This is a genomic window from Halobacterium sp. GSL-19 (genome assembly GCF_016917855.1).
Lineage (GTDB): Archaea > Halobacteriota > Halobacteria > Halobacteriales > Halobacteriaceae > Halobacterium > Halobacterium salinarum.
Genome location: NZ_CP070377.1, coordinates 822548 through 848161 on the forward strand (window position 1 = coordinate 822548; position 25614 = coordinate 848161).

A 25614-nucleotide genomic window follows, 5' to 3' on the forward strand; every position below is an offset into this window, starting at 1 on the left:
CGTCCGCGGCTGTGCAGCCGTGGCACGGCCGCCCGGCATTGAAAGCGCTTTTACGGGCGGGCGACCCACTGTTGGGATACAGCCTGCGGGGGTCGATGATGCTTGCGGCCGGACGGTCTTTACTCGGCTAAGAGCGCAAGCCCGTCCGCGGGATAGGTGAACACAAATGCCAGTATACGTAGACTACGACGTTCCAGCAGACCTCCAGGAGCGAGCCCTCGAATCCCTTGAGGTCGCTCGCGACACCGGCAGCGTGAAGAAAGGTACCAACGAGACGACGAAAGCGATCGAGCGCGGCAACGCCGACATCGTGTTCGTCGCCGAGGACGTCTCCCCCGAGGAGATCGTCATGCACCTCCCGGAGCTCGCCGCAGAGAAAGGCATCGAGGTCGTCTTCGTGGAGACACAGGACGAACTCGGGAACGCCGCCGGCCTCGAAGTTGGCTCCGCGGCCGCCGCCGTCGTCGCCGCCGGCGACGCCGAAGACGAAATCGAGGACATCTCGACGAAAGTCGAGGACCTCCAATAACCAGCCATGAGCGCAGAGGAATCCGAAGAGGGCGCCACGCCCGCCGAGGTCATCGAGGTCGTCGGAAAGACCGGGATGCACGGCGAGGCGATGCAGGTGAAGTGTCGCATCCAGGAGGGTGGCAACCAGGGCCGCATCATCACGCGGAACGTCCTGGGCCCCGTCCGAGTTGGTGACGTCATCCAGCTCAAGGAAACGGCCCGCGAAGCGGACTCCATCGGTGGTCAGTAATGGTCCAGACTCGAAGCTGTGACTACTGTGGCGACGACATCGAACCCGGGACGGGAACGATGTTCGTCCACAACGACGGTAGCACCGTGCACTTCTGTTCGGCGAAGTGCGAGAAGAACGCCGACCTCGGCCGGGAGCCACGCGACGTCGAGTGGACCGACGAGGAGGAAGTCGAGGAGACGCAATGACCGATCACGACGAGCGCACGTTCGTGATGGTCAAGCCCGACGGCGTCCAGCGCGGGCTCATCGGCGACATCGTCACCCGACTGGAAACGAAGGGGCTGAAGATGGTGGGCGGGAAGTTCATGCGGATCGACGAGGAGCTCGCCCACGAGCATTACGCCGAGCACGAGGACAAGCCGTTCTTCGACGGCCTGGTGTCGTTCATCACGTCCGGGCCCGTGTTCGCGATGGTGTGGGAGGGCGCTGACGCCACCCGCCAGGTCCGCCAGCTGATGGGAGCCACGGACGCCCAGGACGCCGCGCCGGGCACGATCCGCGGCGACTACGGCAACGACCTCGGGCACAACCTCATCCACGGCAGCGACCACGAGGACGAGGGCGCAAACGAGCGCGAGATCGCGTTGTTCTTCGACGACGACGAGCTCGTGGACTGGGACCGCGATGCGTCGGCGTGGGTCTACGAGGACCTCGCAGACCACGACTGACGCGGCGCTGGTCCGGCGTTTTCTTGCTAGTGCTCGGGCGCGCGCAGTCACGACTGTGGCGTGGTGGCCGCGCCGAGCGCGCGCAGTTGTGCCACGAGTCGTGACTGGGGGAGCGTTGCCAGCACCGAGTCAGTGGTGGTGTAGACGGTCGCGAAGTCGTTGGGGGTGCGGTCGTCGAACCAGTCGACGCGCTCGCGCAGCGTCGCCGGCGCATCGACGGCCGGGGTTCGGGCGTTGGCGACGCCGAGCGCGATGCTGTCGGCGGTGCCGTACTCGCCGACGAGGTAGGCGGCGTCCTCGTGGTCGGCGATCAGGTCGTAGCCCACCGCGTCGATGGCGGCGTCGAGCAGGTGCGCGTGGACTTTCTCGTCGAGCGCCCCGCCGTACGTGTGCACCACCACGTCGGCGTCGGTGACGGCGGCCGCGACGGTGTCGATGGCGTCGCTGGCGCGCTCGTCTGCGCCGTCGCCGGGCGGGGCCGCAATCAGGGACGGCTCCAGGACGAAGACGGTCGCGACGGCGTCGGGGAGGGCAGCGAGTTCGTCCGCGAGGAACGCAGCGATGGCCGCCTGGAACGCGACGGGGTCGCCGTAGTGGTCGTCGGTGGCGAGCGTCGACAGGGTGTACGGACCGGGCACGACAGCCTGGAGGCTGGCAGTACGGTCGGCCACAGCCGCCAGGTCAGCCCCGAGGCCGCCGTCGAAGGTGAGCGGCCCGGCGACCACGGGGCGGCGATAGACACCGCGAGCAACCGCCGTCGAGTGCGCCAGCGGCCCGCGAGCGACGTTGTCGTGGGCGACGAGCGGGTGCACGATGCCGTCCCACCAGCCCGCCTGCCCCTCGACGACCCGGTCCAGGTCGGCGTCGCGTTGGGCCGCGAGGTGCGCGTCGCGGACGGCGCTGTCGGCGGCAACAACGGGCGTGGGCCCACCACCCCCGTCGTCGGGAGCGACCGGACTCGGGAGCAGTCCTGGCGTGGTGGCGATCCGAGACATGGGCTCCGGTTGTGGCCCGCCGCCGTTATACGTTCCTGGATCGGGACGCCGCCGGGCTACCGCCGGAACTTGAGCACCGTCAGCGTCTCGAAGGGGAACGACTCCTCGCTGATCGCGGCCGCGGAGAACCCGCGGTCGCCGGCGTACGCGGCGACCTCGTCGACGCCCGTGAGCGTGCTCACGAGCATGATCACCACGCCGTCAGGAGCCAGCACGCGCCCCACTGCGTCGAAAAACGATTCGATGACGCGGCGCCCGGTGTCCCCGCCGGACAGCGCGACGTCCATCCAGTCGTCGCGGGTGTCGTCCTCGCGGGGCAGGTACGGTGGATTGAACACCACCGCGTCGAAGGCGTCGTCGCGAAACGGCGCGACCAGGTCGCCGCGAACCACCGGCACGCCACGGTCGGCGGCCTGCCGGACCGCAAACGGGTTGAGATCAGTCCCCACCACGTCAGCGCCGGTTTCGTCCCGAACCGTCGCCGCGACGTACCCCGAGCCGGTGCCGACATCCAGCACGCGCGCGTACGGGTCGTCGAGTTCCCCGACGGCCGCCGTCGCCAGCAAGTGGGTGTCTTCGGCGGGCTGGTAGACGTCCGCGCCGGCACCGCGGCGGTCGCCGAGATCAGTCATCGGTCTCACCGTCGGCCCCGGGTTCGTGAACCCGGAACCCCCCGGTTTCGGCGCGCCCCGCGATCTCGCGCTGGGGGAACGGGATCTTGATGCCGGCGTCATCGAAGGCGGTTTTCACCGACTGGATCACGGCGGTCTGTGCGCGCCAGTGTCGCCGCGAACTCGGTTTGTCGATCCACACCCGAACGTCCATGACGATCGCGGAGTCGCCGAACGACGACAACACGACCTGGGGCCGGGGCACCGACAACACGTCGTCGAGGTCGCTGACCGCGTTCTTGGCGACGTCCATCGCGTGCTCAACGTCGGTCTCGTAGTCGACTCCAACGGACACGTGCACCCGGAGGCGGCCCTTCCGTGAGCGGTTTACGATCTCACTCGACCCGACGACGTCGTTGGGCAACATCACGTACTCGCCGTCGAACGTCTGGAGGCGAGTGTTGACGATCGTGATGTCGGTGACGATGCCTTGCTTGTCGCCGACCTGCACCCAGTCGCCGATCTCGAACGGCCGCGAGAACATCAACACCAGCCCGGCAATGACCGACCCCAGGGTCTGGCGGGCGGCCATCCCGAGCACGATCCCGGCGAACCCCGCGCCGATCAGCAACCCCGAGAGATCGAGGTTCCAGAACCCCAGGATCACGATCAGTGCGCCGATGTAGAGCGTGATCTGGAGGATGCGGAACATGACCTCCGTCTGGTGGTCGGTGATGCCGTCGTGGCCGTCAGTGAAGCGGTCGAGGGCGTCGTCCAAGATGCCCGTGCCGACGTACACGACGGCAACGAACCCCATCGTGATTGCCACCCGGACGAGCACTCTGGCGCGCACCTGGGCGCGGCTCAGCTCCCGAAGCACCGCGTCCTCGACGCCCCAGAGAACAACCACAGTCATCCCGCCGAGGCCGACCACGGCGGCGACGCCGACCCCGGTCAGGACGTGGCGACTGCGGGCCGACTGTCGCCGCCACAGCCGACACCCGAGCCACACCGTGGCGGCCACCACGGCGACGATGGCCGCGGTGGCGGTGAGCCGTGCGCCGCCGCCGAGCGCCCACGGCACGCTCACTGTGGGTCGGGTCCGGGTGCGGTTTCAACACCCCACGCGACGTTCGCGAGCGCCGCGAACGTGGCCGGCGAAAGCGACCCCGGCCGTGTTCCCAGCACGTCGTCGTCGACGGCTGCAACCACCGCGTCGGGGTCGTCCAGCCCCGAGATGTGGGCCGTGTTCCGGATGGCGTTTCGCGTTGTCTTCCGGCGCTGGGTGAACAGCGCTTTCACGAACGACAGGAAGAACGCCTCGTCGGCCACCACGTAGTCGGGGTCGCGTGGGATGACGCGGACGACCGCGCTCTCGACGCGGGGCTGCGGGTCGAACGCGGCCGCCGGGACCGTTTCAACGATCGAAACGTCGGCGTAATGCTGTGTCGCCACCGAGAGCCGGCCGTACTCGCTCGTGCCCGGATCGGCGGCCATCCGCTCGGCGAACTCGAGTTGGTACATCAACACCATCGGCTTGCCCGCCGGCAGCAGCCGGAAGGTCACCTCGCTTGCGACCCCGTAGGGGAGGTTCGAGACCGCGCACGTGAACGCCGGGAGGTCGACAGCCAGGGCGTCCCCGGCCACCACATCGAGGTCGCCCGCCGCGATCGCGTCGGCGAACTCCTCGCGGAGGAACGAGGCGTACGATTCGTCGCGCTCGACGGCGGTCACGCGGTCCGCGACCGACAGCAGTCGGTCCGTGAGCGCGCCCGTGCCCGCGCCGATCTCGAGGACGTGCCCCCGGTCGAAGCCGTCGGCGTACGTCGGGATGCGATCGAGCACGCGGTCGTCGATGAGGAAATGCTGGTCGAAGTCGGGGTCGGGGCGGCCCGCGCGCCGGATCAGCGCGTCGGGGTCGCGTGGCGCAGTCATTGTCGGAGCTACTGCGTGCGCTTCCCTAAACCCCCCGCTACGAGGCGGCAAAGTTGTAGTACTTCAGGTCGGGGTCGCGGATCTCATCGAGGATGCGCTCGACGATGACTTCCTGTGGCGTGTGGAGGCCGTCGACGCGCTCGCTGACGTCCGCGAAGCTCTCGAAGGGACCGCGGCGCTTGCGTTCCTCGAGGATGTTGTCGCGGAGCTTCTCGCCGATGCCCGGCAGGAGGTTCAGCTGATGCAGGCGCAGCGAGATCGGCTGGGCGTCGTTGTAGAAGTCGACAAAGCGCCGTTCGTTGGCGTCGACGACGTCCTCGACGACGTAATCGAGCTCCGAGCGCGCGCCGTCCGAGAGGTCGTCGTATTCGACCTCGCGGCCGCGCTCGATGCCGGTCTCGAACTCCGGGCGCACCTGCACGCGGTCGAGGATCCCGATGTCGGCGTCCGAAGAGAGACTGAGCTCGTAGAGCGTGAAGTCGATGGTTGAGACCGCATACCCGACTGCGCCGTCGCCGTAGCTCCGCCCGTCGGACCGCCCGTGTGCGAGGAAATCAAGGACAACAGCCGACTCGGAGTCGCCGTCGGCACCGCTGTCACTGTTGGCGTCCGTCGTAGACGTATCACTCATACGGAGACGTACGCCCAGCCAACACTTAAACGGTTGGCCGCTCAGACGTACTTCGCGACGACGTCGAGAATCTCGTCCAGCTCGTCGCCGGACATCGCGTAGCGTTCGTTGGCGAACACCGACCGCAGCTCCGTTCGCGTGCGTGGAAGCAAGTCCACGATCTTGTACGCCACGGCCTCGTCGTCAAGCACGTCGAGCGCGAGCAGTTCGTCGACGAACTCCCGGGACTCCGCCGGCTCCAGCAACGCGAACCGATTGGCGTGCTCGATGGCGCGGGACAGCTCGAAGCGAAGCTCACGGTCCTCGTCGAGGGCGCGCTCGGTCTCGACCTCGGAGAGCAGCGCTTTCGCTTCCGAGACCGTGAGCGGCTCCGTCTCGACTGTCTCCTTGAAGATCGTCATTACTCCTCCTGGCGCTGCGTTCGCAGGTGGGCCGCCCCCACGATGAGCGTCTTGTCCATGCCGCCGTCGTTGACTTCGACTTTGAACGCGTCGCCCTGTGTGCCGACAACAGTGCCGGTCAGGCCGCTGAATCGCGGGTGGAACCGTCCGTCCTGAACGCTCGGGTCGAGCGTGAGGTGGACGGATTCGCCGTCGTCGTAGTCCGCGATGGCGCGCTGGGGCGGCGACGTGCCGCGATCTCGCGGGTCGTTTTGCAGCTTCCCACCACTGTTGCTGAGAGGTCCATTGGAGTTCGGCATGGTCGTATGCTCCACTCTATTTCCGTCGCAGGTAAAAAAGAACCGTTCCGAGGCAGCGGCCACGACGCTACGGCGGCGTTTCCACGCGAGCACGCGCCACGCCCCACAGCGGCGACACCACACCGCGGGGTCAGAGGTCGTAGGTCGCGATCTCGCTGGAGCCACAGGTCGGACACACTGTCGCGTCGTCGCTGTCCTCACCCAGGGTTGTCCCGCAGTCCCGGCATTCGCGCACGAGTCCGGGCTGGGTGTCGACGAGCGCTCGGAGACGGTTCAGTACCACGGATGTCGATTACACGACCAGCTACTTAATGATGGGTTCGATTTCGAATCGTGTGGGTGGTGGCGTCCGGAACGAACAAGCCTAACTCGCGGGCCGGCAACATGCTCGTATGAGCGGCAACGACGACGCCGATGACGCAGCCGACCGGTTCCAGACACGCGCGATCCACGCGGGCCAAGCGCCGGACTCGGAGACGGGCGCGCTGATGACGCCGATCTTCGCGAACTCGACGTACGTCCAGGACGGCCCCGGCGATCACCGCGGCTACGAGTACTCCCGGACGGGCAACCCGACGCGCACGGATCTGGAAGCCAACCTCGCGAGCCTGGAAGGCGGCGAGCACGGGCGCGCGTTCGCCTCCGGAATGGCCGCGATCAACACCGTGTTGAACCTCCTGGAGGCCGGCGACCACGTGGTAGCGGGCGACGACGTGTACGGCGGCACCCACCGCATCTTCACGCAGGTCTACGAGGACTACGACATCGACTTCGACTTCGTCGACACCACCGACCACGACGCCGTCCGGGAGGCCATGGGGGAGGCGACGGAACTCCTCTGGGTGGAGACCCCGACGAACCCGTTGTTGAACGTCAACGACATCGGCGCGCTCGCGGACATCGCCCACGAGCACGACGCGCTGTGTGCGGTGGACAACACGTTCGCGACGCCGTACCTCCAGCGCCCCCTGGAGTTCGGTGCCGACATCGTCTCGCACAGCCTCACGAAGTACCTCGGCGGGCACAGCGATCTCGTTGCGGGCGCGCTGATCACCGACGACGACGACCTCGACGAGCAGTTCGGGTTCTACCAGAACTCCGTCGGCGCGACGCCCAGTCCGTTCGACTGCTTCCTGGTGTTGCGCGGCACGAAAACCCTGGGCGTGCGCATGGACCGCCACTGTGAGACGGCCATGGAGCTTGCGGCGTGGCTTGCGGATCACGAGCACGTCAGCCAGGTCCACTACCCGGGCCTGGAGAGCCACCCCGACCACGAGCTGGCCGCCGCGCAGATGGACGGCTTCGGCGGCATGGTCTCCTTCGAGTTGGACGCCACCCTCGAAGCGGCCAGCGCGTTCGTCGAGGAGACCGACGTGTTCACGCTCGCGGAGTCACTGGGCGGCGTGGAGTCACTGATCGAGCAGCCCGCGGCGATGACTCACGCCGCCATCCCGAAGGCCGAACGGGAGGCCGCGGGGCTCACCGACGGGCTGATCCGGGCGAGCATCGGCGTCGAGCACGTCGACGATCTCAAGGCGGACCTCCAGCAGGCCATCGAGGCCGCCCTGCAGTAGTGTAGTAGACCCACGGCGTGGGTTCTGGCGGCGCTGTGTGCGGTGAGAACGGCTGAAAACGGGTGGTGATTACAGGCGGCCGACTTCTTCGACGCTGACGGATTCGACGTCGTCGACGGCGCCGAAGGCGTCCTCGACGGCTTCGGTCCCGCCGGAGTCGTCCGGAACGATGACCGTTGTGAGCAGCGCGGTCAGCCCGAACGCGACCTCCTCGGTGTCCGTCCCGTTGATCTCGGCGCCGTCGGGCAGTGACTCCGAGAGGTCGGCTTCGAGGCCGTCGAGGTCGATGTCGGGGCTGTCCGGCATGACCTTGAGCACGGCAGCGACCTTGCTCATCGTTATGGCCCCCGGAACCCGCAGTCGGGGCATTCGTAGAGGTTGCTCTGCTTGCGGCACTTTGCACAGCGGTAAATCTGCTGGCCGCAGTCCGGGCACTTGAACGAGGCAGCGGTGGTACCGGAGATGTTGATGCCACAGGAGACGCACTTGCGCGCCTGCGAGGCTTCGCTCATACAACTGGTATCGCCCGGACGCGTTTTAACCATTGTCTTTCGGCACCGCGGGCCGGCGCGAGATCATGTGACCACGACTCACTCGTGGGTGAGCGCGTCGGTGCCGGTGATCGTGAGCCGTGCACCGCCGTCGTCGCTTGTGGTGACCGAGACGGTCCAGTCGTGGGCGTCGGCGACATCGCGGACGATGCTCAGGCCGAACCCGGTGCCGTCCGCGCTCGTCGTGAACCCGTGGTCGAAGACCGTGTCACGGTCCGACTCGGGGATCCCCCGGCCGTCGTCGGCGACGTAGAAACCGCCCGGGGCGTCGCCGACGGTCACCGTCACCGGTTCGTCGGCGGCGGGCTGGCTGCCGTGTTCGACGGCGTTCCGGAAGAGGTTCGCGAGGAGTTCCTGGAGGCGGCTGCGGTCGGCCGACACCCGGGTGGTGGCGGTGACGGTCAGTGCGGCGGTGTCGGTGTCGACGGTGCTCCAGGCGTCGTCGGCGACCGCGGCCAGGTCGACCGGCTCCCGTTCGGCCGCCGAGCAGCCGGTGCGGGCCAACACCAGCAGGTCGTCGACGAGCGCGTTCATGCGTTCGATGGCGCGGCGACACCGGTCGAAGTGCTCGGGCGCGCCGGAGTCGGCGGCGAGTTCGAGGGAGCCACTGGCCACGTTCAGCGGGTTGCGGATATCGTGGGAGACGATCGACGCGAAGTCCTCCAGGCGCTCGTTGCGCTCCTCAAGCTGGGTTCGGATGTGGCGGTCGGTGAGCTCGGCGGTCAGCCACTGCGCCATCAGATCCACGATCGTCACCGCCCAGTCGCTGAACGGTTCGGGCTGTGGCTCCGGATCGTAGAAGCAAAGCGTCCCGTACAGGTCGCCGTCGGCGAACAGCGGCGCGCCGATGTACGAGCCGACAGACACGCCCTCCGGGGGGCCGGGCACAACGAACTCCGGCGGGGTGGTGGCGTCCTCGACGTCGGAGAAGACGACGGTCTGCTCGGTGGTGACGACGCGCTCGCAACACGTCTCCGAGAGCGGGACGACCGTGCCCTCGCTCACGTCGGCGTGGGGCGGCGCGCGCACGTGCTTGAACTCGTAGGTGTCGTCCGAGACCTCCGAGAGCGTGCCGTAGGCCACCCCGAGGAAGTCACAGCCGATGGCCAGCATGGTGTCGGCGCGGGCGGCCGGCTGGCGGTTGGTCTCCGCGGTCTCCTCGTAGAGGCGCCGAAGGACGCGTTCGCGTTTCTCGATCGTTTCGAGGTGGGTGTGGCGTTCCGTGACGTCCTGGAGGTAGACCGACACGCCCGACGAGGAGGGGAACAGTCGGGCTTCGATGACGGCGTCGGCAGGGTCGTAGCGACCGGTGAACGAGACGGCGTCCTGGCTGTCGACCGCCGTTCGGTAGGCGTCCCGGAAGCGCGGGCCGACGGAGGCGGGGAGTACATCCCAGAGGGGGCAGCCCAACAGCGTGTCGGGCGTGGCCGACTCTGCCGCCGAGAGCAGCGACTCGGCCTCGGCGTTGACGTACGTGATCCGGGCGTCGTTGTCGACGGCGACGAAGGCGTCGGTGACGCGGTCGACCCAGGAGGCCTGGCGGATGTCCGGGGGCGTTGTGGCGGTGCCGTGGATGGTGATCCTGCCGTCGACGAGGCGGCTGGCGTGGAAGTCGTACTGGGTCGTGGGTGCGTGCGCGAACCCGCCCTCGGCGGTCGCTGTGCCGTGCGTTTGGGCGGCTTCGATCAGCGACTGCGGGTCGTCGATGGACAGCACGTCCGCGAGGTGTGTGCCGTCAGTGGGGTGGTCGCCGGGCGCGGCGGCGGCCACGGCGGCGTTCCAGTTGCGGATCGTGCCGTCGCGGTCGCAGACGAGAGACACCGGCTGCGGGTCGCTGGTGGTGGTGTGCGCGCGATCGCTGTTCATGATCCGTGTTACCACGTATGATGGTGGCGGGCTTAACACCGCCGGAACACGTAGTCGAGTTGATCGGTTGTGGCTGGTGAGCGTACGTTTAACCGCACGCAGCCGGAACCTCGCGCCATGACCACGCACGGATGGTTCGCGGACACGGCTGTTCGGGACGCCGACGCGGCCGCCGACGCCGTTCGGAACGGCCACGCGGACGCCCCCGAGAACTGGCCGGCGGCCGCCGTCGAAGACGGCTTTGTGGACGACGCCGACGAGTATTACGACCGCTTGCGGGACGCGACCCGAGCCGCCACGCGGGCGGCCGTCAGGGAGCGCGAGCGCGCCGACGACCAGCAACTCGTCCACGCGGTGCGGACGATCGGCGACCTCTCGGACGCCGCCAACGAGGTCGCCGAGCGCGCCGTCGAGTGGGCGCGCACGCTGTTCGACGGCGTCGACGACGGGATCGCTGGCGCGCGCGACGTCGCCGGCCGGAGCGCGAACAGCCCCACCGAGGAGCGCGCGATCGCGCTGTGCGAGCGCGCGACCGATCTCGCCGACGAGCGCGACCGCGCGCAGGGGTTCGTCGAGACCCACGCCCCGACAGTCGCGCCGAACCTCTCGATGCTGGCCGGGCCGGTGCTGGCGGCGCGGCTCATCGCGCTCGCGGGCGGCCTCGACGACCTGGCGAAGCTGCCGTCCGGCACGGTACAGGTGCTGGGTGCCGAGGACGCCCTGTTCGCGCACCTCCGTGGGCACGCGCCCTCCCCGAAACACGGCGTCATCTACACCCACGAGTACGTCCGCGGCACCCACCCCGACCAGCGGGGGTCGGCGGCCCGAGCGCTCGCCGGGAAGCTCACCATCGCCGCGCGCGTCGACCACTACTCGGGGGACCGCCGGCCGGATCTCGAAGCCGAACTGGACGCCCGCATGGAGCGCATTCGCGCTCGTGAGACCGAATGAGCCTCCCCGCAGGCGTCCAGCGGCGGTCGTTCGGCGACGAGGACGGCGTGCTGGCGACTCGGGGCGAGCCCGCGTACGGCGAGCCGGTCGTCGACGGGTGGCGGCGCTGGGACGCCCACCGGTCGAAGCTCGGCGCGACGTTCGAGCTCGGCCTCGACACCGGGCTGTCGGGCGGGGACGCAGTGCTGTATTTGGGGGCGGCGAACGGCACCACAGTGAGCCACGTGGCGGATTTCGCGGGGCCGACGTACGCCGTGGAGTTCGCGCCCCGACCAGTCACGGATCTGCTGGCGGTGGCCGACTCCCGGGAGCGGCTGTTCCCGCTGTTGAAGGACGCGCGAGCGCCCGAGACGTACGCCCACGTGGTCGAATCGGGCGTGGACGCCATCGTGCAGGACGTGGCGACCCGCGGGCAGGCGGACGTGGCGCTGTCGAACCGGCAGTTCCTCGCCGACGATGGGCGACTCGTGGCGGCCCTGAAGGCCCGCAGCGAGGACGTGACCGCCGACCCGGCGGCTGTCTTCGAGGACCTCCTCGGGAGACTCCGTGACGGGTACGAGGTGCGTGCGACCGCGCGCATGGAGCCGTTCCACGAGGACCACTTGGCGGTCGTGGCGACGCCACGGTAGCGCGCCGCCCGGATCAGTCGCGGGGCTCGCCGTCTGGCTCCAGGGTGCGCACGCCGGCCACGATGAGCGCGGCCTGCACGGCGAGCCAGCAGATGAGCGCGGCCGCCCCGAGGATCGCGGGCGCGGCCAGCAGCCGCGCGACGTGGTACGGCAACACGATGCGGCTGAACCCCAGCGTGACGAACCCCACGAGCACCAGCCCGAACGCGAGCAGCGACAGCGTGACGAAGCGGTGGCGCTGCATCAGGCGTCGGCGTCCAGGCGCTCGTATCGCTGGCGGAACTGGCGCTCGCAGGACTGACAACAGAAGTGGTGGCGGTCCCCGTCGATGGTGGCGGTCGTGCCCTCGCTGGTGACGGTGTTCCCACACTCGTCGCAGGCCAACGCGAGGTCCGCGCTGCCGGCCGTGGGCTCCCAGCTCGCCGCCGCGAGCGCGGTCACCTCGTAGTCAGTGATGGCCTCGAACTCGACGGTGTCTGCCACCCAGTCCGAGACGTCCGCGACCGGCAGCCGCGCCGAACACGTGACATCGCCGGCTGCGGTGACGAAGACGTGTTCGACGGCGTCCGCGGCGGCGACCGCCGCCCGCACGTCGTCCTGGCGGCCGGGGTGAACGGCGAACGACACGAGCACGTGGGTCCCTTCCCGGAGCTGGCTGCGGTCGAGATCGATCGTGAACCGCCGCAACACACCGGCGTCCTGGAGCTTCGTGATCCGGTCGGAGACGGCTGGCGCGGACAGCCCGACCGCGTCCGCAATGTCGCTGTACGGTCGTCGCGCGTCCGCCGCGAGCAACGCGAGGATGCGGCGGTCGGTGTCGTCGAGATCCGACATGCGTGTGGGTCGCGGCCGGAGCCCCAAAGCCGTGCCGCAGCCGACTGCCCGGCGGCGTGGGGCGGCGACATCCGCCGCCCCCGCTGGTGTTAACCGCGTACAGGCCAACAGCACAGCCATGGGCACTGAGACGGCGACACTCGGCGGCGGATGCTTTTGGTGCACGGAAGCGGCGATGGAGGAACTCGCCGGGGTGACGGACGTGACCTCGGGGTACGCTGGCGGGGACACCGCCGACCCGTCCTATCGAGACGTGTGTTCGGGGACGACCGGCCACGCGGAAGTCGTGCAGGTGGAGTACGACACCGCGGAAATCGCGTACGAGGACGTCCTGGAGGTCTTTTTCACGGTCCACGATCCGACCACGGTGGACCGCGAGGGGCCCGACGTTGGCAGCCAGTATCGGTCGATCGTGCTCCCCCACGACGACCAGCAACACGAGCGCGCCACGGCGTTCGTCGATGAGCTCGCCGCCGCGGACGCCTTCGACGGCTCGATCGTCACCGAGATCGAGCCCCTGGAGACGTTCTATCCCGCCGCGGAGAAACACCAGAACTACTTCGAGAAGAACCCGGACGCGGCGTACTGCACGGTGAACGTCGCGCCAAAGGTCTCGAAGGTCCGCGAGCAGTTCAGCGCTCGCACCGAGTAAGAATCGACCCAGGTTTATTCCGTTACACCTCAAACGCTAGTACATGGAGTCGATGCGTCGCGGACAAGTCGGGATCGGAACCCTGGTGGTGTTCATGGCGATGATCCTGGTGGCCGCGATGGCTGCAAGCACGCTGGTCGACATCGGCGGCATGTTGCAGTCTCGCGGTGACGCCACCGGCGAGGAGGCGGTCGGACAGGTCACCAACGGCGTGTCGGTCACGGGGGCGTTCGGGACGATAACCAACGCTACCGACGACCCCTTCACCGACGGGACAGTATCGGACATCGAGATCGTCGTGGGCCAGTCGGCTGGCTCGGGCAACGTGAACGTCTCTGACGTGACCGTCGATTGGGTCGGGCCGCGGCAGGCCACCACGCTGTCGTGGACCGATGGGACCGCCAACAGCAGCCGGTTCACGACCCGCAAGACGACCGGCAACTCGGCCACGGTACTTGCCGACGCCGAGGACCGCATCGAGATCGTCATCAACGCCACCGCGGTCGAGGAGAACCAGGATAGCTTCTCGGGCACCAGCAACGACAACCACGGGCTGTACGCGGGCGAACGGGCGGAGCTCGTCATCACCACCCAGTACGGCGCTTCGACGACGTACTGGGTTTCGGTTCCCGAGTCGGTGACCGGGGCATCGGCGGTCAGCGTGTAACCCCGGGTGGCCGTCCCAGCACGCTGGAACGACGCCCACGCTTCAAGAGTGCCGGGGTCCGTGAGTACCACACGCAATGAGCTCAGATGCGCCCGACGACCAGCCGCCCGCGGACGCGGGTGTCAGAATGACGACCACGCAGGTGGTGGCGTACCTCCGGCGGGCTGGGGACGGCGTGCTCTCGCTGGCGGGTGCCCCACCGCTGTCGGTGCCGATGTCGTTTGGCGTCACTGACGGCCCGCGCCTCGTCTTCCAGTGTCTGTTCGGTCCGGACAGCGAGAAGGGCACGCGGCTCAGTGAGACCGACAGTGCGTCACTGGTGTGTTACGACCGGGCGAGCCCCGATGACTGGGCCAGCGTCGTGGTGACCGGGGAGATGGCAGCCGTCGAGCACGACGCCGAACGGCAGGCGGCGTTCGCCGAGCACGCCGACACGGTCAGCATGAACGTCTTCGAGGAGGCCGCCGCCGAGCTGTCCGTGCAGTGGTACGAACTCACGCCGGATTCAATGAGCGGACGCGCCGGCGGCCACTGGACGCCCCCGACCACCGACGACAACGGGTAACACCGCAGCGACACCGGTGGGCGGCCGCCGCGGTCAGTCCGCCGAGGCGTCGCCGGTGCGCTCCGGCTCGCGCTCGGCTTCGGTGAGATAGCATTTCGGGTCGGGGTCGAAGGGGCCGCCGGCGGAGAGCGCGCGCAGCCGCGAGCCGCCCCGACAGATCGACCGGTACTGGCAGGACGCACACCGCCCCGTGAGTCGGTCGTCGCGGTCGCGCAACCCGGCCAGCAGGGGGTTGGTGTCGTCGCTCCAGATGTCGCCGAACGACCGATCGCGGACGTTCCCGAGGCTGTACCCCTGCCAGAACTGCGTCATGTGGACGTTGCCCTGGTAGTCCACGTCAGCGATGCGTTCGCCGGTCGGGTCGCCGCCGTTGGCTTCGAGGTAGCGGTAGATGTGGTCGGCCTGCTGGTCGCCGAGCTCCTCGCGGGCGTACTCCACGAGGAACCCCGCGTCGGCGTAGTTCCCGACCAGCAGCGTCTCGATCTCCTTGCCCTGGGCGTGGTATTCGCGCGTGAGGTCACACACCGTCCGGACCGCCGTCCGGGTGTCCGCCGGGGACAGATCCAGGTTCGAGATGTCCGCGCCGCGGCCGCCGTAGTCGAGATGGTAGAAACAGAACCGGTCCAGGCCCACGTCGTGCAGGAGGTCGACGACCTCCGGGAGGTCGGGCGCGTTGGCCTCGGTGATCGTGTAGCGCAGCCCGGTTTTCAGGCCGGCGTCGAGGCTGTTCTCGATGCCCCGAACCGCGGCGTCGAACGCGCCCTCCTCGCCGCGGAACTCGTCGTTGCGCTCGGGGAGGCCGTCCACGGAGATGCCGGCGTATTTCAGGCCGGCGTCTTTCATCGCCGCCGCCCGCTCCGCGGTGATGAGCGTGCCGTTCGTCGAGAGCACGGGCCGGATGCCGTTGTCGTCGGCGTACGCGATGAGTTCTTCGAGGTCGTCGCGGACCATCGGCTCGCCCCCGGAGAACAGGACGACGGGGATGCCGAAGTCAGCGAGGTCGTCCAACAGCGCTTTGCCCTCGGCCGTGGAGAGTTCCCCCGGCGCTGTCTCGGTGTCCGCGGCGGCGTAGCAGTGCGAGCAGTAGAGGTTGCACTGCTTGGTGAGGTTCCAGACGACGACCGGCCGCTGCTGTTTGTCCTCGGTGATCTGTTCCTCGGAGGACTCCGCGGCAGCGTCGTACCGCAGCCCGTCGCTTTCGGCGTCCAGATCACAGAGCAGCTTGCTGACGGAGATCACGCTGATCGCCCCCCATCGACGCCGCCGGTCGTGTAGCGCTGGGTTTCGTCGGCCGGACACACCCAGATGGATCGCGCGACCCAGTCGAACAGCGACGATGCGTGCTCGTGTGCGGTGTCCGCAGTGCCCGCCGTCACGCTTCCCACGTGTTTGAGCGGGGCGTCGGCGTCCGCCCGAACGAACACCTCCCATTCGCGGCCGGTGGCGCTCCGCGGTTCGTCGGTCACCCGCGTTCGGTCGGCTGTCATTACGCCCACCTAGCTGCGCGCCCCAAATGGGCGTCGCGTCGGTTCCCGGCGGCTGGGAACACCCGCCCCGATACAAGCCCTGGAACGGCCGAGGTCGAAGTGGGGTCGCTCCCGCGTGCTGCGTGTGGCCCCGGTTGATCCATGACGCCAGTTGACACCAGCGAACGGCCAGTCGTACTCGTTTGGGAAGTCACACAAGCCTGCGCGCTCGCCTGCGATCACTGTCGCGCGAGCGCACGCCCACAGCGACACCCGTCGGAGCTGTCGACCGCCGAGGGCAAACAGCTACTGACCGACGCCGCGGCGTTCGGCGACGAGCAGTTGGTCGTGTTGTCCGGCGGGGACCCGCTTGCCAGGCCTGACACGGTCGAACTCGTCGAGCACGGCACGGACTGCGGGCTTCGCATGACCGTGACGCCCAGCGGAACGGCGTCGCTGACGCCCACGGCGATCGAGGCACTGGCCGACGCGGGCGTGGCGCAGTTCGCCGTGAGCATCGACGGCGCGACGCCGACGGCCCACGACGAGTTCCGCGGGGAGGCCGGGAGCTTCGAGCGGACGCTGCGGGCGGCCCGCGCGGTCCGGGAGCTTGGGGTGCCCCTGCAAGTGAACACGACGGTGTGTGCGGACACAGTCGAAGCGTTGCCGGCGATCCGCGACCTCGTCGCGGAGTTGGGGGTGGCGTTGTGGAGCGTGTTCTTCCTGGTGCCCGTCGGTCGGGGGCGTGCGCTCGATCCGGTGTCGCCGGCGCGCGCCGAGGAGGTGATGGCGTGGCTTGACGGGGTCGCGCGCAGCGAGGCGTTCGGCGTGAAGACCACGGAAGCACCGATGTACCGGCGGGTGCGCGCACAGCGCGGGGGTGACAGTGCGCCACAGCGCCGGGCCGGCGTCACGGCGGGCGACGGGTTCGCGTTCGTCTCCCACACCGGGGCCGTGTATCCGTCCGGGTTCCTGCCGTCGTCGGCCGGAAACGTCCGTGAGCGCTCGGTGGTGGACAGCTACCGGAACAGCGAGCTGTTCCAGCGGCTGCGCGACACCGAGGCGCTCACGGGGAAGTGTGGGGCGTGTTCGTTCCGTAACGTCTGTGGGGGGAGTCGGTCGCGGGCGTACGCGACAACCGGGGAGCCGATGGCCAGCGATCCGCTGTGTCCACACGTGCCCGACGGGTACGACGGGCCACTGCCCGACCGCCAGGCGACCGCCGACGACTGACCGTCCGATCGTTTCGGTGACACCAAACCAGTCGTGTCAGCGCCTGAATCCTTCCCAGACCGTAGGAACGATTCCCTGACCTGTGGAACCAGCGGGCTGCGATTAAGTGGCGGGGCCATAGCACGGCGTGTATGACCGATCAGATCGGCGCTCCCGGCCTCGGCATCTCGCGGCGTGACTTCGTGGCGGCGACCGCTGGCGTCGGGACCGCTGCCATCGCCGGCTGCACCGCTCCCGACGGAGGGGAGTCGGTGACGGACACGACCACTGCGGCCAAACAATCCGGACTCCCGACCACGAGCCCGCCGGAGGTCGTCGACGCCACCGAGCAGGGCAACCAGGTGACGCTGAAAAGCGTGCCGGCGGTCCACGACGTCCACCCCTTGGACTCGATGGGCGGCCCGGTGAAGCTCCCCCGGGTGTGGGCGTTCGCCACCGAAGACGGCGACCCGAGCGTGCCCGGCCCCATCGTGCGCACCGAGGAAGGCCAGGACATCGAGGTGACGCTCGACAACACGGACGGCAAGCGCCCACACACGCTGCATTTCCACGGATCACAGACCGCCTGGGAGGACGACGGCGTCCCGACGACCACCGGCATCCGGGTCGGCCCCGGGGAGAAACACACCTACACCATTCCCGCCAACGTCCCGGGAACGCACCTCTACCACTGCCACTACCAGACCCAGCGCCACATCGACATGGGGATGTACGGCATCTTCCGCATCGACCCCAAGGGGTACGAGCCCGCCGACAAGGAGTACTTCATGACGGTCAAAGACTGGGACTCGCGGCTGAACCGCAGCATGGCCGGCGAGGACGTCGACTACAGCCCGCGCACCCGCAACCCCGACGTGTTCACCGTCAACGGCAAGTCCGCGCCGCGAACCCTCCACCCCGAGGACGGCTCACCGGTCATCGTCGAGCAGGGTGATACGGTCCGGCTCCACCTGGTCAACGGCGGGTACATGAACCACCCGCTGCACATCCACAACCACCGCTTCCGCATGGTCGAGAAGGACGGCGGGCAGATCCCGGCGGCCGCCCAACACACCATGGACATCACCGACATGGCTCCCGCCGAGCGCCACACCATCGAGTTCCAGGCCGACGCCGACCCCGGCATCTACCTGATGCACTGCCACAAGGTCAACCACGTGATGAACGGCACGTTCTACCCCGGTGGCATGCTCTCGGGGATCGTCTACAAGGACGCCATGGACTCGGACATCTTCGGGAAGTTGATGGACTTCGCAGGGTACGATGCCTAGGTGAGGATGACTGACAGCGATTCAGCGGTTACGAGACGGCGCGTGTTGCAGGGGTCGGCTGGGGCCGGCGCGGCCGCGGCCGGAATCGGCGGGTTCGCCGCCGGTGGCGCAGCACAGAGCGCCAGCATCGACGACTGGCTGGGCGACGTGAGCAACTACGACGGCGTCCGCGACGAAACCGGCAGCAGCGAGGTCACCGTGGACGTCGGCGTCGACGCGAACGGCGGCGCGTACGGGTTCGGGCCGGCGGCCGTGCGGGTCGACCCGGGCACGACGGTGACCTTCGAGTGGGTGTCGAACACGCACAACGTCGCCGTCGAGAGCCAGCCCGACAGCGCCGACTGGGGCGGCGTCGAGGAGATCAACAACGAGGGGTACACCGACAGCCACACGTTCGAGACGGCGGGCGTGTACACGTACTTCTGCAGCCCCCATCGTGCGATGGGGATGAAAGGCGCGGTCGTCGTCGGCGACGCCGACGTCGGCGGGGCAGCAAGCGGCGGCATCGACTGGGGCAACCTCGGCGTGCTCGGCGCCGGGTTCGCGCTCGGGATCGGGTTGCTGATGCCGTTCGTGCGGCGCGCACTGGACCCCAGTCCGCACAACCCGAACACCCACGAGTAACCGCCCGCCGCGGCACGACGTTACGTGTCTGTGGCGTCACGGACGGCCACCGCAGAGTCGTCAGTGGCCGCGGCTGCGGGCACGGACCGCTTGCCGGCGTCGTCGGCGGTCGCCACCAGGATGTCGTGGATCGTGGTGTCGACGTCGTCGTTTCGGATCGTCGCCGGAGCAACGACAGCCACGCCGTTGGCCTCGGCGGCGCGGTGTGCGCCGTCGGTGATCCGACCGAGCGCCGTCAGCAGCGTGGCGTCGGCGTCCGTGTCTCCAGCGCCGGCAACCAGATACGCCACGTGTCGCTCCGTGACGGTGGCGGTGCTGTCGTCGCCGACCAACACGAGCAGCCGCAGCGGGTGTTGGCCGTCGCCGCGCAGCGCCCGCACCATCACCGTCGTGGGGTTCACGCGGGCGTGGGCGGTCATCCAGCCCTCCGCGACGAGCTGGTATCGGAGGTCGTCGACCACGGGAGACGTGACCACACACCGGTGTTGGCTGGGCTGTGTATAGAAGCTATCGGAACGCTACACGGCCAAAAAGCGTGGCGTTTCAGGGTGTCCCCGCGGGCGGGGCGTTACTCGAAGCGCTCGGCCGCCTGCTCGAAGCGCTCGGTGGGCTCGTCCCAGTCAACGACCTCGAAGAAGGCGTCGACGAAGCTGCCGCGGTCGGGGCCGTAGTCGTAGTAGTAGGAGTGCTCCCAGACGTCGAGGGCGAGGATGGGGTGGCTGCCCCAGAGTGCGCCCTCGTCGTGGTTGTCCACGGCCACGTTCCGGAGCGTGTTGCTGTGGGAGTCGTAGACGAGCAGCGCCCAGCCGCTGGCCGCGCTGGCGGCGGCCTCGAACTCGGCCCGCCAGTTCTCGTAGGAGCCGAAGTCCGCCGCGATGCGGTCGGCGAGCGCCCCGGACGGCTCGTCGCCGCCCGCCGGGCTCATGGACTGCCAGAACAGCGTGTGGAGGATGTGCCCCGAGCCGTTGTGCGTGACGTCCCCGAGCGCGCCGGCTGTCGAGGCGTGGTCGCCGGTCTCACGGTTCTCCGCCAGCGTCTCCTCGGCGTCGTTCCAGCCGTTCACGTAGCCCTGATGGTGGGTGTCGTGATGCCACGTGAGCACCTGCTCGCTGATGTGTGGTTCGAGCGCGTCGTAGTCGTACGGCAGCGGTGGGAGTTCGTATTCGGACATACAGTGTGTCGTACGTCGGCGCTGCTTATGGTGGTTTCCGGAATGCAGTTTCAGTTGGGTTCGTGACTGGACGGGAACCGTGGAAGTGATGCCGAGCGTTTACAAGTATTTTTCATGATGTATGCTGGATGATACCACATGGACTTCGAACTCAGCGACGAACAACGCGCGATCAAAGCCGAAGTGCAGCGGTTCGCAGACAACGAGATCAGGCCCGTCGCCACCGAACACGACACGGCCGAATCGTTCCCCCACGAGGTCATGGACAAGGCCGCCGACGCCGGCCTCCTGGGGCCGGGCATCCCCATGGCGTACGGCGGTGCCGGCTACTCACCGGTGGAGGTCGCCATCATCGTCGAGGAGCTGTTCGCCGCTGACCCCGGCATCGGGCTGTGCGTCGCCAGCGCCGGGTTCGGTGCCGAAGCGATCACGGCGTTCGGGACCGACGACCAGAAGCGGCGGTTCCTCGAACCCGTCACCGCCGGCGACGCCATCATGGGGTCGGCGATCTCCGAGCCCGACACCGGCTCGGACGTGGCAAGCGTCTCCGCAACCGCCGAGAAAGACGGCGACGAGTGGATCATCGACGGCAACAAGATGTGGATCACGAACGGCTCGGTGGGCGACTATTTCGTCGTCCTGTGCCGGACCGATCCCGACGCCAGCGGGCGCTACGAGGGGTTCAGTCAGATCGTCGTCGAAAGCGACCGCGACGGGTTCACCGCCGAGAAGATCACGGGCAAACTCGGCATCCGGGCGTCCGACACCGCCGAACTCGTGCTCGACGCCGTGCGCGTTCCCGAGGAGAACCTCATCGGCACGCGCGGGGGCGGGTTCCTCCAACTGATGCAGTTCTTCGACGAAACCCGCACCACCGTCGCCGCACAGGGTGTGGGCATCGCGCGCGGTGCCACCGAACGCGCGCTCGCGTACGCTCAGGAGCGCGAGCAGTTCGGCCAGCCCGTCGCCGACTTCCAAGCCATCCAGCACAAGCTCGCGGAGATGCAGACGAAAACGGAGGCCGCGCGCACGCTCACGCGGAAGTCCGCGTGGAGCGTCGACCACCGCGACGACCAACTCACCGCGCTGGCGTCGATGGCGAAATCGTTCGCGTCCCGGATCGCCGTGGAGGTCGCCGACGAGGCGGTCCAGATCCACGGCGGCGCGGGCTACGTCAACGACTTCGACGTGGAGCGGTTCTACCGGGACGCCAAGATCACGCAGCTCTACGAGGGCACCACTGAGATCCAGAAGAACGTGATCGCCCGCGAGATGATGGACTGACCCGGCGTGTGGTCAGTCGCTCACGGTGGGCGGATCGACCGGCCGCCGGACGGTGCGTGACGGCGACTCGGGGTCCCGCGGCAGCGCCACCTCGAAGGCGGTGCCACCGAGGTCGCTGTCGGCGACGGTCACCGTCCCGCCGAACGTCCGCACGGCCGTGTGCACGATGTTCAACCCCGTTCCGACCGGCCGGTGCTGGAAGAACGACTCGCTGTCCGAGACGTCCAGGCCGGGGCCGTTGTCCGCGACCCGCACCGTCACCGATTCGGCCTCGACCGCGACCGAGACTGCGACCCGACGCGTCGGGGTGTCGTTGTGCTCGACGGCGTTGGTGATGAGGTTCCGGAACACGGAGTTCAACAGCTCGTTGCCCCGAACCCGGCACGGCGGTGACGGGAGGTCGGCGCTGACCTGCGCGTCCGGGTACGACTCCGTGACCCGCGCCACCTCACTGTCGAGCAGCGTGACGACGTCGATCGCCGCCGCGCCGTCGTCGCGCGTGAGCTTCCCGACGACGTCACAGACCTCCTCGATCTTCGAGACCTGCCGGTCCGCGACGTCGAGGTGATCGCGGACGGCCTGGGCGTCAGTCTGGCGGCGCGCCAACTGCAGGCGGCCGCTGAGCACGTTCACCACGTTGGGAACGTCGTGGCTGACGAGGTAGTTCAGGAGCGTGGAGCGCTCCCGGTCGGCCGTGATGCGGTCGATGTACCGATCCAGGCTCGCGGTCATCCGGCGCAACGACGCGCCGAACCGCCCGGGAAGCGAGGTTTCGAGGACGGCCGCGTCGAAGTCGTGGTCGGCGAGCGCTTCGGCCTGCGCGGCGACCACCCGGAGGTGGCTGTGCATCGCCGCGAAGTCGTCGACGAGCGCGCCGATCTCGTCCTGTTGGCCGTCGGCGCGGGGCGGGTCACCGGCCGCGAGATCCCCCTCCGCGATGTGCGTGGCCGCGGCCTGCAGCCCGGTCACGGGGTCGACGATGTCCCGTTCGACGACCAGCACGGTGTTGACGAGCGCCAGGGTCGCGCCCACGACGAGCACGCCGACCGCCGTGATGCGTGCCGGCCCCGAGAAGTACACCGGCACGACGACCTGGGCAAGCGACACCGCGAACTGGATCGTGACCGCCAACAGGATCTTCGCACGGACGGAGCTGGCGACGCCGACTGCGTCCATCGTCCACCAGATGAACGACTCGTAGCGCCGCCAGAACCGGTGCAGTACGTCCGAGGTGGTGGTGGGCTGTGTGTGAGACATGTCTACTGTGGGGTGGGCGGGTGCCGCCCGGTACCCCTGGCAATCCTCGCCCAGAACATGTACGTGGAAGCTAATTATCGGTGCGTGGGAACGTGGGTGCCCGTAGCGGGCGCTGGGTTCCGGTCAGTCGCGGAACTCGGCGGCCGCCGCGAGGGCGTCGTCCTCGGTTGGGGCTGTGGTGCGTTCGTACGTCGAGCCCTCGGGGGCTTGGGTCAGGCGCTCGTACGTCACCGCCCAGTCGCCGCCGGCGGTCCGGCGTGCGCGAACGATGGCGTTGCCGTCGGCGCGCTCCCACTCGCGGCCGGTCTGACGGGTGACTTCGGTCCAGTCCATGGACACGGATACACCCCGAGGATGGTAAGCGCGGCGTTACTCGGGCTCCTCCCAGTCGGCGTGTTTGTGCTCGGGGGTCGGTTCGACGCCGTCCAGGACGACCCCCTCGACGAAGCCGCCGCGCTCGTCGCTTTTCGCGGCGCGCATGTCCTCGAGATAGTCGCGGTCGATGTCGCGGGCGGCACAGATCGCGTCGACGACGTCCAGCACGTCGCCGATCTCGGCGATGGCGCGGCTCTCGGCGAACTCCGTGGCCTCTTCGAGGAGTTTGTCCGCGAGGCGGTCGCGGTATTCCTCGCCCGACGCGCGGTGCGTGACTGGCGTCTCTCCGTCCTCGCGGATGGCGTCAGGCACCTCGTCGCGCACCAGTTTGTCGTGGTCTCGGCTCACAGCCTGGGTGTCGGGCACATGGAAGAAAACGGTGTCGACTACGCGGCGTCCTCGATGGCGGCCAGCACCTCGTCGGCGTGCCCCTCGGGGTCGACGCCCTCGAAGGCGGCGGTGATCGTGCCGTCGGGACCGATGACGTACGTGTTGCGAAGCGTCACGTCCATCAGTTCGCCCGTGATCTCCTGTTCGTCGTAGGACTCGTAGGCGGTCGCCACCTCGCCGCCGGCGTCACTCAACAGATCGAAAGGCAGGTTGTACTTGTCCTTGAACGCCGCGAGCTCCGAGACGGGGTCGTCGCTGATGCCGACGACGGGCACGCCGGCGTCGTCGTAGCGCCCCCAGTTGTCGCGGAACTCGCAGGCTTCGCTCGTGCAGCCCGGCGTGTCGGCGCGTGGGTAGAAGTAGACAACAACGTGTTGGCCCGCGAACGACGAGAGCGACACCGTCTCGTCGTCCTGGTTGGCAAGCGAGAAGTCGGGTGCGGTGGTACCTTCGGATAGCATACGCTGGGGGTTTGGGTCCCGACAGGGAACCAGTTACGGAACCAGCGAGCGGGTGGTCAGCGCTGCGACATCACGCCGTTACAGCGAGTAATCCGACGCGTGCAGACTCACGTAGCGGCCGTTGCGCAGCCCGAACTTCGCTTTCCGGTATTTGCCGTAGAGCTTGAGCCCGCCGGCGGCCGAGCGCGCACTGGACTTGGAGATGACGCTGCCGGTGTCGGTGGCGTCCAGCATCGATCGCGTGATGCGGATCGTGTCGTCCCAGTCGTCGGGGCCGAACGACCCGACGATGTTCGCCATTGCGACGTTGCGTTTCACCTCGTCGCCGATGGCGTCGTGCCAGGCGTCGTTGTACTCCTCGAGGCTCTCCGTGGCCGCCAGCCGGCCGGCAAGCAGGCCCGTCCGGTGGGCGACGTGGTCGCCGCCCTCGTGGAACGCCGAGGTCGCGCCCATCGCGCCGCCGGTGACGGCGATGCCCGCCTCGACCGGTGATTCGATGGGTTGCGTCGACGAGATCGGGTAGGTTTCCGTGCCGCCGGCTTTGCCGTGGTCGTCGACGATCGGGAACGCCGTGTCGATGTCGTACTCGTCGCCGTACACCTCGGTGAGGAAGCGGTGGATGTACTCGCTGCCGGACGGGATCTTGTCGTCGTCCGCGCGCAGCAGCCGCCAGTCGTCGGGGTCGAAGTCGGCGATGTCCAGGCCGATGGGCATCGTCAGTCCGACCCGGGCGACGTTGCCCTGGTTCGGGAACACCCAGGGGTAGGCGGTCTCGCCGGGCATCCATCCCCACCAGAACTTCAGGGAGGCGTCGTCGAAGACGTCGTCCGGGAACTGGCGGTACTCCTGGTACGCGATGTGGTTGGCGTCCGGCGGGCTGAGCACCGTGCTGGCCTGCGTGTCCGCGGGCAACAGGGGGTCGAGGACGCGCATGGTGATCTGACGCTGGGGGCCGTCGGCGAGCACGAGATACTCGGTGGTGACCGTCTCCCCACCACCGAGATGGAGGGTGTGCTCGTGGCCGTCACCGTCGATGTGTGAGTCCACCGTCTTCACCGTGGTGCCGGCCTCGTAGCGCGCGCCGGCGGCCTCGGCGCGATCCCGGAGCCAGTCGTCGAAGCGGGCGCGATGGAAGGTGAACCCGAAGGCGTCGTAGTCGTTGTCGATGCCGGTCCGGTCGACGGTCACGCGCTCGGTGGGTCCGATGAACTCGGCGTCGGCCAGGTCGTGTTCGATCACGTCGTCGGGGATGTCCGCGACATCGAGGCCGGCGACGTCCAGCCAGTAATCCAGGAAGCCGGCTGCGTCCGTCGAGTCGGGGCCGAGCCGGTCGCGGTCACTTCGGGGCACGCCCTTCTCGTAGACGACGGCGTCAGCGCCTGCGTCGGCGGCCGCGTACGCAGCGGTCGACCCCGCTGGCCCACCACCAACCACGGCGACATCCACGTCAGTCATGTCTCTATGGTCACCGCGCCGCTGTTATAGTACTTC

General features: G+C 68.5%; 36 protein-coding genes. 14 read left to right on the forward strand and 22 right to left on the reverse strand.

Annotated features, from left to right (window positions below):
• The first annotated feature begins 166 nt into the window (after positions 1–166).
• Genes rpl7ae through ndk form a run of 4 tightly spaced genes read left to right on the forward strand, consistent with a single transcriptional unit; the run spans position 167 to position 1430 of the window.
• Positions 167–529: a 50S ribosomal protein L7Ae gene (gene rpl7ae, locus JT689_RS06035; RefSeq protein WP_010902832.1), complete on the forward strand. Its 363-nt coding sequence runs from the start codon at positions 167–169 to the stop codon at positions 527–529.
• Positions 530–535: 6 nt separating this feature from the next.
• A complete protein-coding gene (locus JT689_RS06040) occupies positions 536–760 on the forward strand; it encodes a 30S ribosomal protein S28e (RefSeq protein WP_010902833.1) in 225 nt (74 codons plus the stop codon).
• Positions 760–948, forward strand: coding sequence for a 50S ribosomal protein L24e (locus JT689_RS06045; protein WP_010902834.1), 189 nt, complete (start codon positions 760–762; stop codon positions 946–948). Before JT689_RS06040 ends, JT689_RS06045 begins: the two co-directional genes overlap by 1 nt.
• Positions 945–1430, forward strand: a complete 486-nt coding sequence (gene ndk, locus JT689_RS06050; protein ID WP_010902835.1) for a nucleoside-diphosphate kinase — start codon at positions 945–947, stop codon at positions 1428–1430. The genes JT689_RS06045 and ndk overlap by 4 nt, the downstream gene beginning before the upstream one ends.
• 47 nt (positions 1431–1477) lie before the next feature.
• On the opposite strand, the gene JT689_RS06055 is transcribed toward ndk, so the two are convergent.
• The 8 genes from JT689_RS06055 to JT689_RS06090 form a co-directional block, all read right to left on the reverse strand.
• On the reverse strand, positions 1478–2425 hold the full coding sequence (locus JT689_RS06055; RefSeq protein WP_205251789.1) for a 5-methyltetrahydropteroyltriglutamate--homocysteine methyltransferase: 948 nt from the start codon (positions 2423–2425) through the stop codon (positions 1478–1480).
• A gap of 56 nt (positions 2426–2481) precedes the next feature.
• Complete coding sequence (locus tag JT689_RS06060) at positions 2482–3057, reverse strand: HemK2/MTQ2 family protein methyltransferase (protein ID WP_205251790.1); 576 nt, start codon at positions 3055–3057, stop codon at positions 2482–2484.
• Positions 3050–4126 carry a mechanosensitive ion channel family protein gene (locus tag JT689_RS06065; RefSeq protein ID WP_229373422.1) on the reverse strand — a complete coding sequence of 359 codons (1077 nt, stop codon included), beginning with the start codon at positions 4124–4126 and terminating at the stop codon, positions 3050–3052. The genes JT689_RS06060 and JT689_RS06065 overlap by 8 nt, the downstream gene beginning before the upstream one ends.
• Positions 4123–4971 (reverse strand): 16S ribosomal RNA methyltransferase A, encoded by an 849-nt coding sequence (locus tag JT689_RS06070; protein ID WP_205251791.1) that lies wholly within the window; start codon positions 4969–4971, stop codon positions 4123–4125. The genes JT689_RS06065 and JT689_RS06070 overlap by 4 nt, the downstream gene beginning before the upstream one ends.
• 37 nt (positions 4972–5008) lie before the next feature.
• Positions 5009–5602: a DUF655 domain-containing protein gene (locus JT689_RS06075; protein ID WP_136361407.1), complete on the reverse strand. Its 594-nt coding sequence runs from the start codon at positions 5600–5602 to the stop codon at positions 5009–5011.
• Between the two features lie 41 nt (positions 5603–5643).
• The gene (locus tag JT689_RS06080) at positions 5644–6003 is read right to left on the reverse strand and encodes an RNA polymerase Rpb4 family protein (protein WP_010902841.1); all 360 of its coding nucleotides are present in this window, start codon (positions 6001–6003) and stop codon (positions 5644–5646) included.
• The gene (locus JT689_RS06085) at positions 6003–6302 is read right to left on the reverse strand and encodes a 50S ribosomal protein L21e (RefSeq protein WP_010902842.1); all 300 of its coding nucleotides are present in this window, start codon (positions 6300–6302) and stop codon (positions 6003–6005) included. Before JT689_RS06085 ends, JT689_RS06080 begins: the two co-directional genes overlap by 1 nt.
• A gap of 130 nt (positions 6303–6432) precedes the next feature.
• Positions 6433–6579, reverse strand: a complete 147-nt coding sequence (locus tag JT689_RS06090; protein WP_221287685.1) for a hydrogenase maturation nickel metallochaperone HypA — start codon at positions 6577–6579, stop codon at positions 6433–6435.
• Positions 6580–6694: 115 nt separating this feature from the next.
• Here JT689_RS06090 and JT689_RS06095 point away from each other — a divergent pair, with 115 nt between their 5' ends.
• Positions 6695–7876 carry a cystathionine gamma-synthase gene (locus JT689_RS06095; protein WP_205251792.1) on the forward strand — a complete coding sequence of 394 codons (1182 nt, stop codon included), beginning with the start codon at positions 6695–6697 and terminating at the stop codon, positions 7874–7876.
• 69 nt (positions 7877–7945) lie between these two features.
• Here JT689_RS06095 and JT689_RS06100 read toward each other — a convergent pair whose 3' ends face one another.
• The 3 genes from JT689_RS06100 to JT689_RS06110 form a co-directional block, all read right to left on the reverse strand.
• Positions 7946–8212, reverse strand: a complete 267-nt coding sequence (locus JT689_RS06100; protein WP_012289285.1) for an elongation factor 1-beta — start codon at positions 8210–8212, stop codon at positions 7946–7948.
• A 2-nt stretch (positions 8213–8214) separates the two neighbouring features.
• Positions 8215–8388: an HVO_2753 family zinc finger protein gene (locus JT689_RS06105; RefSeq protein ID WP_010902845.1), complete on the reverse strand. Its 174-nt coding sequence runs from the start codon at positions 8386–8388 to the stop codon at positions 8215–8217.
• A gap of 78 nt (positions 8389–8466) precedes the next feature.
• Entirely contained in the window at positions 8467–10293 is a 1827-nt protein-coding gene (locus JT689_RS06110) for an ATP-binding protein (protein ID WP_205251793.1), read from the reverse strand.
• 117 nt (positions 10294–10410) lie between these two features.
• Between JT689_RS06110 and JT689_RS06115 the strand changes: the two genes are divergently transcribed.
• Positions 10411–11244 (forward strand): NOP5/NOP56 family protein, encoded by an 834-nt coding sequence (locus JT689_RS06115; protein ID WP_205251794.1) that lies wholly within the window; start codon positions 10411–10413, stop codon positions 11242–11244.
• Positions 11241–11873, forward strand: coding sequence for a fibrillarin-like rRNA/tRNA 2'-O-methyltransferase (locus JT689_RS06120; protein WP_010902848.1), 633 nt, complete (start codon positions 11241–11243; stop codon positions 11871–11873). The genes JT689_RS06115 and JT689_RS06120 overlap by 4 nt, the downstream gene beginning before the upstream one ends.
• Before the next feature lie 13 nt (positions 11874–11886).
• Here the strand turns inward: JT689_RS06120 and JT689_RS06125 are convergent, their stop codons facing one another.
• Together JT689_RS06125 and JT689_RS06130 are read right to left on the reverse strand one after the other, a co-directional pair.
• Complete coding sequence (locus tag JT689_RS06125) at positions 11887–12117, reverse strand: hypothetical protein (RefSeq protein ID WP_136361411.1); 231 nt, start codon at positions 12115–12117, stop codon at positions 11887–11889.
• Positions 12117–12707, reverse strand: a complete 591-nt coding sequence (locus JT689_RS06130; protein WP_205251795.1) for an AsnC family transcriptional regulator — start codon at positions 12705–12707, stop codon at positions 12117–12119. The genes JT689_RS06125 and JT689_RS06130 overlap by 1 nt, the downstream gene beginning before the upstream one ends.
• A 118-nt stretch (positions 12708–12825) precedes the next feature.
• Between JT689_RS06130 and msrA the strand changes: the two genes are divergently transcribed.
• The 3 genes from msrA to JT689_RS06145 all read left to right on the forward strand — a co-directional run bounded on the left by msrA (position 12826) and on the right by JT689_RS06145 (position 14591).
• Complete coding sequence (gene msrA / locus JT689_RS06135; protein ID WP_205251796.1) at positions 12826–13359, forward strand: peptide-methionine (S)-S-oxide reductase MsrA; 534 nt, start codon at positions 12826–12828, stop codon at positions 13357–13359.
• Positions 13360–13402: 43 nt separating this feature from the next.
• Complete coding sequence (locus tag JT689_RS06140) at positions 13403–14026, forward strand: archaellin/type IV pilin N-terminal domain-containing protein (RefSeq protein WP_205251797.1); 624 nt, start codon at positions 13403–13405, stop codon at positions 14024–14026.
• A gap of 76 nt (positions 14027–14102) precedes the next feature.
• Positions 14103–14591 carry a pyridoxamine 5'-phosphate oxidase family protein gene (locus tag JT689_RS06145; protein ID WP_205251798.1) on the forward strand — a complete coding sequence of 163 codons (489 nt, stop codon included), beginning with the start codon at positions 14103–14105 and terminating at the stop codon, positions 14589–14591.
• A gap of 33 nt (positions 14592–14624) precedes the next feature.
• On the opposite strand, the gene JT689_RS06150 is transcribed toward JT689_RS06145, so the two are convergent.
• Together JT689_RS06150 and JT689_RS06155 are read right to left on the reverse strand one after the other, a co-directional pair.
• Positions 14625–15830: a TIGR04347 family pseudo-SAM/SPASM protein gene (locus JT689_RS06150; protein WP_010902854.1), complete on the reverse strand. Its 1206-nt coding sequence runs from the start codon at positions 15828–15830 to the stop codon at positions 14625–14627.
• Complete coding sequence (locus JT689_RS06155) at positions 15827–16078, reverse strand: Htur_1727 family rSAM-partnered candidate RiPP (protein WP_010902855.1); 252 nt, start codon at positions 16076–16078, stop codon at positions 15827–15829. The genes JT689_RS06150 and JT689_RS06155 overlap by 4 nt, the downstream gene beginning before the upstream one ends.
• A gap of 141 nt (positions 16079–16219) precedes the next feature.
• On the opposite strand from JT689_RS06155, the gene JT689_RS06160 reads away from it, so the two are divergent.
• From JT689_RS06160 to JT689_RS06170, 3 genes are all read left to right on the forward strand, one after another.
• Complete coding sequence (locus tag JT689_RS06160; protein WP_205251799.1) at positions 16220–17290, forward strand: radical SAM protein; 1071 nt, start codon at positions 16220–16222, stop codon at positions 17288–17290.
• 131 nt (positions 17291–17421) lie between these two features.
• A complete protein-coding gene (locus JT689_RS06165) occupies positions 17422–18561 on the forward strand; it encodes a multicopper oxidase family protein (protein WP_136361417.1) in 1140 nt (379 codons plus the stop codon).
• A 6-nt stretch (positions 18562–18567) separates the two neighbouring features.
• The gene (locus tag JT689_RS06170; protein WP_010902858.1) at positions 18568–19185 is read left to right on the forward strand and encodes a halocyanin domain-containing protein; all 618 of its coding nucleotides are present in this window, start codon (positions 18568–18570) and stop codon (positions 19183–19185) included.
• 20 nt (positions 19186–19205) lie between these two features.
• Here JT689_RS06170 and JT689_RS06175 read toward each other — a convergent pair whose 3' ends face one another.
• Together JT689_RS06175 and sod are read right to left on the reverse strand one after the other, a co-directional pair.
• Positions 19206–19661 (reverse strand): hypothetical protein, encoded by a 456-nt coding sequence (locus JT689_RS06175; protein WP_229373424.1) that lies wholly within the window; start codon positions 19659–19661, stop codon positions 19206–19208.
• A gap of 92 nt (positions 19662–19753) precedes the next feature.
• Positions 19754–20356 (reverse strand): superoxide dismutase, encoded by a 603-nt coding sequence (gene sod / locus JT689_RS06180; protein ID WP_010902860.1) that lies wholly within the window; start codon positions 20354–20356, stop codon positions 19754–19756.
• A gap of 138 nt (positions 20357–20494) precedes the next feature.
• Between sod and JT689_RS06185 the strand changes: the two genes are divergently transcribed.
• Positions 20495–21640: an acyl-CoA dehydrogenase family protein gene (locus JT689_RS06185; protein WP_010902861.1), complete on the forward strand. Its 1146-nt coding sequence runs from the start codon at positions 20495–20497 to the stop codon at positions 21638–21640.
• Between the two features lie 12 nt (positions 21641–21652).
• Here the strand turns inward: JT689_RS06185 and JT689_RS06190 are convergent, their stop codons facing one another.
• The 5 genes from JT689_RS06190 to JT689_RS06210 all read right to left on the reverse strand — a co-directional run bounded on the left by JT689_RS06190 (position 21653) and on the right by JT689_RS06210 (position 25578).
• Entirely contained in the window at positions 21653–22897 is a 1245-nt protein-coding gene (locus JT689_RS06190) for an ATP-binding protein (protein ID WP_205251800.1), read from the reverse strand.
• 123 nt (positions 22898–23020) lie between these two features.
• The gene (locus tag JT689_RS06195; RefSeq protein WP_205251801.1) at positions 23021–23230 is read right to left on the reverse strand and encodes a hypothetical protein; all 210 of its coding nucleotides are present in this window, start codon (positions 23228–23230) and stop codon (positions 23021–23023) included.
• 36 nt (positions 23231–23266) lie between these two features.
• Positions 23267–23620: a nucleoside triphosphate pyrophosphohydrolase gene (locus JT689_RS06200; RefSeq protein ID WP_205251802.1), complete on the reverse strand. Its 354-nt coding sequence runs from the start codon at positions 23618–23620 to the stop codon at positions 23267–23269.
• A gap of 38 nt (positions 23621–23658) precedes the next feature.
• On the reverse strand, positions 23659–24123 hold the full coding sequence (locus JT689_RS06205) for a peroxiredoxin (protein WP_010902865.1): 465 nt from the start codon (positions 24121–24123) through the stop codon (positions 23659–23661).
• A 78-nt stretch (positions 24124–24201) separates the two neighbouring features.
• Positions 24202–25578 carry an NAD(P)/FAD-dependent oxidoreductase gene (locus JT689_RS06210; protein WP_205251803.1) on the reverse strand — a complete coding sequence of 459 codons (1377 nt, stop codon included), beginning with the start codon at positions 25576–25578 and terminating at the stop codon, positions 24202–24204.
• Positions 25579–25614: the final 36 nt, after the last annotated feature.

Excerpts from the sequence above, each read along its gene's own strand:
- rpl7ae (WP_010902832.1), top strand. The coding sequence starts at position 167 with ATGCCAGTATACGTAGACTACGACGTTCCAGCAGACCTCCAGGAGCGA.
- JT689_RS06040 (WP_010902833.1), top strand. The coding sequence starts at position 536 with ATGAGCGCAGAGGAATCCGAAGAGGGCGCCACGCCCGCCGAGGTCATC.
- JT689_RS06045 (WP_010902834.1), top strand. The coding sequence starts at position 760 with ATGGTCCAGACTCGAAGCTGTGACTACTGTGGCGACGACATCGAACCC.
- ndk (WP_010902835.1), top strand. The coding sequence starts at position 945 with ATGACCGATCACGACGAGCGCACGTTCGTGATGGTCAAGCCCGACGGC.
- JT689_RS06055 (WP_205251789.1), bottom strand. The coding sequence starts at position 2,425 with ATGTCTCGGATCGCCACCACGCCAGGACTGCTCCCGAGTCCGGTCGCT.
- JT689_RS06060 (WP_205251790.1), bottom strand. The coding sequence starts at position 3,057 with ATGACTGATCTCGGCGACCGCCGCGGTGCCGGCGCGGACGTCTACCAG.
- JT689_RS06070 (WP_205251791.1), bottom strand. The coding sequence starts at position 4,971 with ATGACTGCGCCACGCGACCCCGACGCGCTGATCCGGCGCGCGGGCCGC.
- JT689_RS06075 (WP_136361407.1), bottom strand. The coding sequence starts at position 5,602 with ATGAGTGATACGTCTACGACGGACGCCAACAGTGACAGCGGTGCCGAC.
- JT689_RS06080 (WP_010902841.1), bottom strand. The coding sequence starts at position 6,003 with ATGACGATCTTCAAGGAGACAGTCGAGACGGAGCCGCTCACGGTCTCG.
- JT689_RS06085 (WP_010902842.1), bottom strand. The coding sequence starts at position 6,302 with ATGCCGAACTCCAATGGACCTCTCAGCAACAGTGGTGGGAAGCTGCAA.
- JT689_RS06095 (WP_205251792.1), top strand. The coding sequence starts at position 6,695 with ATGAGCGGCAACGACGACGCCGATGACGCAGCCGACCGGTTCCAGACA.
- JT689_RS06100 (WP_012289285.1), bottom strand. The coding sequence starts at position 8,212 with ATGAGCAAGGTCGCTGCCGTGCTCAAGGTCATGCCGGACAGCCCCGAC.
- JT689_RS06105 (WP_010902845.1), bottom strand. The coding sequence starts at position 8,388 with ATGAGCGAAGCCTCGCAGGCGCGCAAGTGCGTCTCCTGTGGCATCAAC.
- JT689_RS06110 (WP_205251793.1), bottom strand. The coding sequence starts at position 10,293 with ATGAACAGCGATCGCGCGCACACCACCACCAGCGACCCGCAGCCGGTG.
- JT689_RS06115 (WP_205251794.1), top strand. The coding sequence starts at position 10,411 with ATGACCACGCACGGATGGTTCGCGGACACGGCTGTTCGGGACGCCGAC.
- JT689_RS06120 (WP_010902848.1), top strand. The coding sequence starts at position 11,241 with ATGAGCCTCCCCGCAGGCGTCCAGCGGCGGTCGTTCGGCGACGAGGAC.
- JT689_RS06125 (WP_136361411.1), bottom strand. The coding sequence starts at position 12,117 with ATGCAGCGCCACCGCTTCGTCACGCTGTCGCTGCTCGCGTTCGGGCTG.
- JT689_RS06130 (WP_205251795.1), bottom strand. The coding sequence starts at position 12,707 with ATGTCGGATCTCGACGACACCGACCGCCGCATCCTCGCGTTGCTCGCG.
- msrA (WP_205251796.1), top strand. The coding sequence starts at position 12,826 with ATGGGCACTGAGACGGCGACACTCGGCGGCGGATGCTTTTGGTGCACG.
- JT689_RS06140 (WP_205251797.1), top strand. The coding sequence starts at position 13,403 with ATGGAGTCGATGCGTCGCGGACAAGTCGGGATCGGAACCCTGGTGGTG.
- JT689_RS06145 (WP_205251798.1), top strand. The coding sequence starts at position 14,103 with ATGAGCTCAGATGCGCCCGACGACCAGCCGCCCGCGGACGCGGGTGTC.
- JT689_RS06155 (WP_010902855.1), bottom strand. The coding sequence starts at position 16,078 with ATGACAGCCGACCGAACGCGGGTGACCGACGAACCGCGGAGCGCCACC.
- JT689_RS06160 (WP_205251799.1), top strand. The coding sequence starts at position 16,220 with ATGACGCCAGTTGACACCAGCGAACGGCCAGTCGTACTCGTTTGGGAA.
- JT689_RS06165 (WP_136361417.1), top strand. The coding sequence starts at position 17,422 with ATGACCGATCAGATCGGCGCTCCCGGCCTCGGCATCTCGCGGCGTGAC.
- JT689_RS06170 (WP_010902858.1), top strand. The coding sequence starts at position 18,568 with ATGACTGACAGCGATTCAGCGGTTACGAGACGGCGCGTGTTGCAGGGG.
- sod (WP_010902860.1), bottom strand. The coding sequence starts at position 20,356 with ATGTCCGAATACGAACTCCCACCGCTGCCGTACGACTACGACGCGCTC.
- JT689_RS06185 (WP_010902861.1), top strand. The coding sequence starts at position 20,495 with ATGGACTTCGAACTCAGCGACGAACAACGCGCGATCAAAGCCGAAGTG.
- JT689_RS06190 (WP_205251800.1), bottom strand. The coding sequence starts at position 22,897 with ATGTCTCACACACAGCCCACCACCACCTCGGACGTACTGCACCGGTTC.
- JT689_RS06195 (WP_205251801.1), bottom strand. The coding sequence starts at position 23,230 with ATGGACTGGACCGAAGTCACCCGTCAGACCGGCCGCGAGTGGGAGCGC.
- JT689_RS06205 (WP_010902865.1), bottom strand. The coding sequence starts at position 24,123 with ATGCTATCCGAAGGTACCACCGCACCCGACTTCTCGCTTGCCAACCAG.
- JT689_RS06210 (WP_205251803.1), bottom strand. The coding sequence starts at position 25,578 with ATGACTGACGTGGATGTCGCCGTGGTTGGTGGTGGGCCAGCGGGGTCG.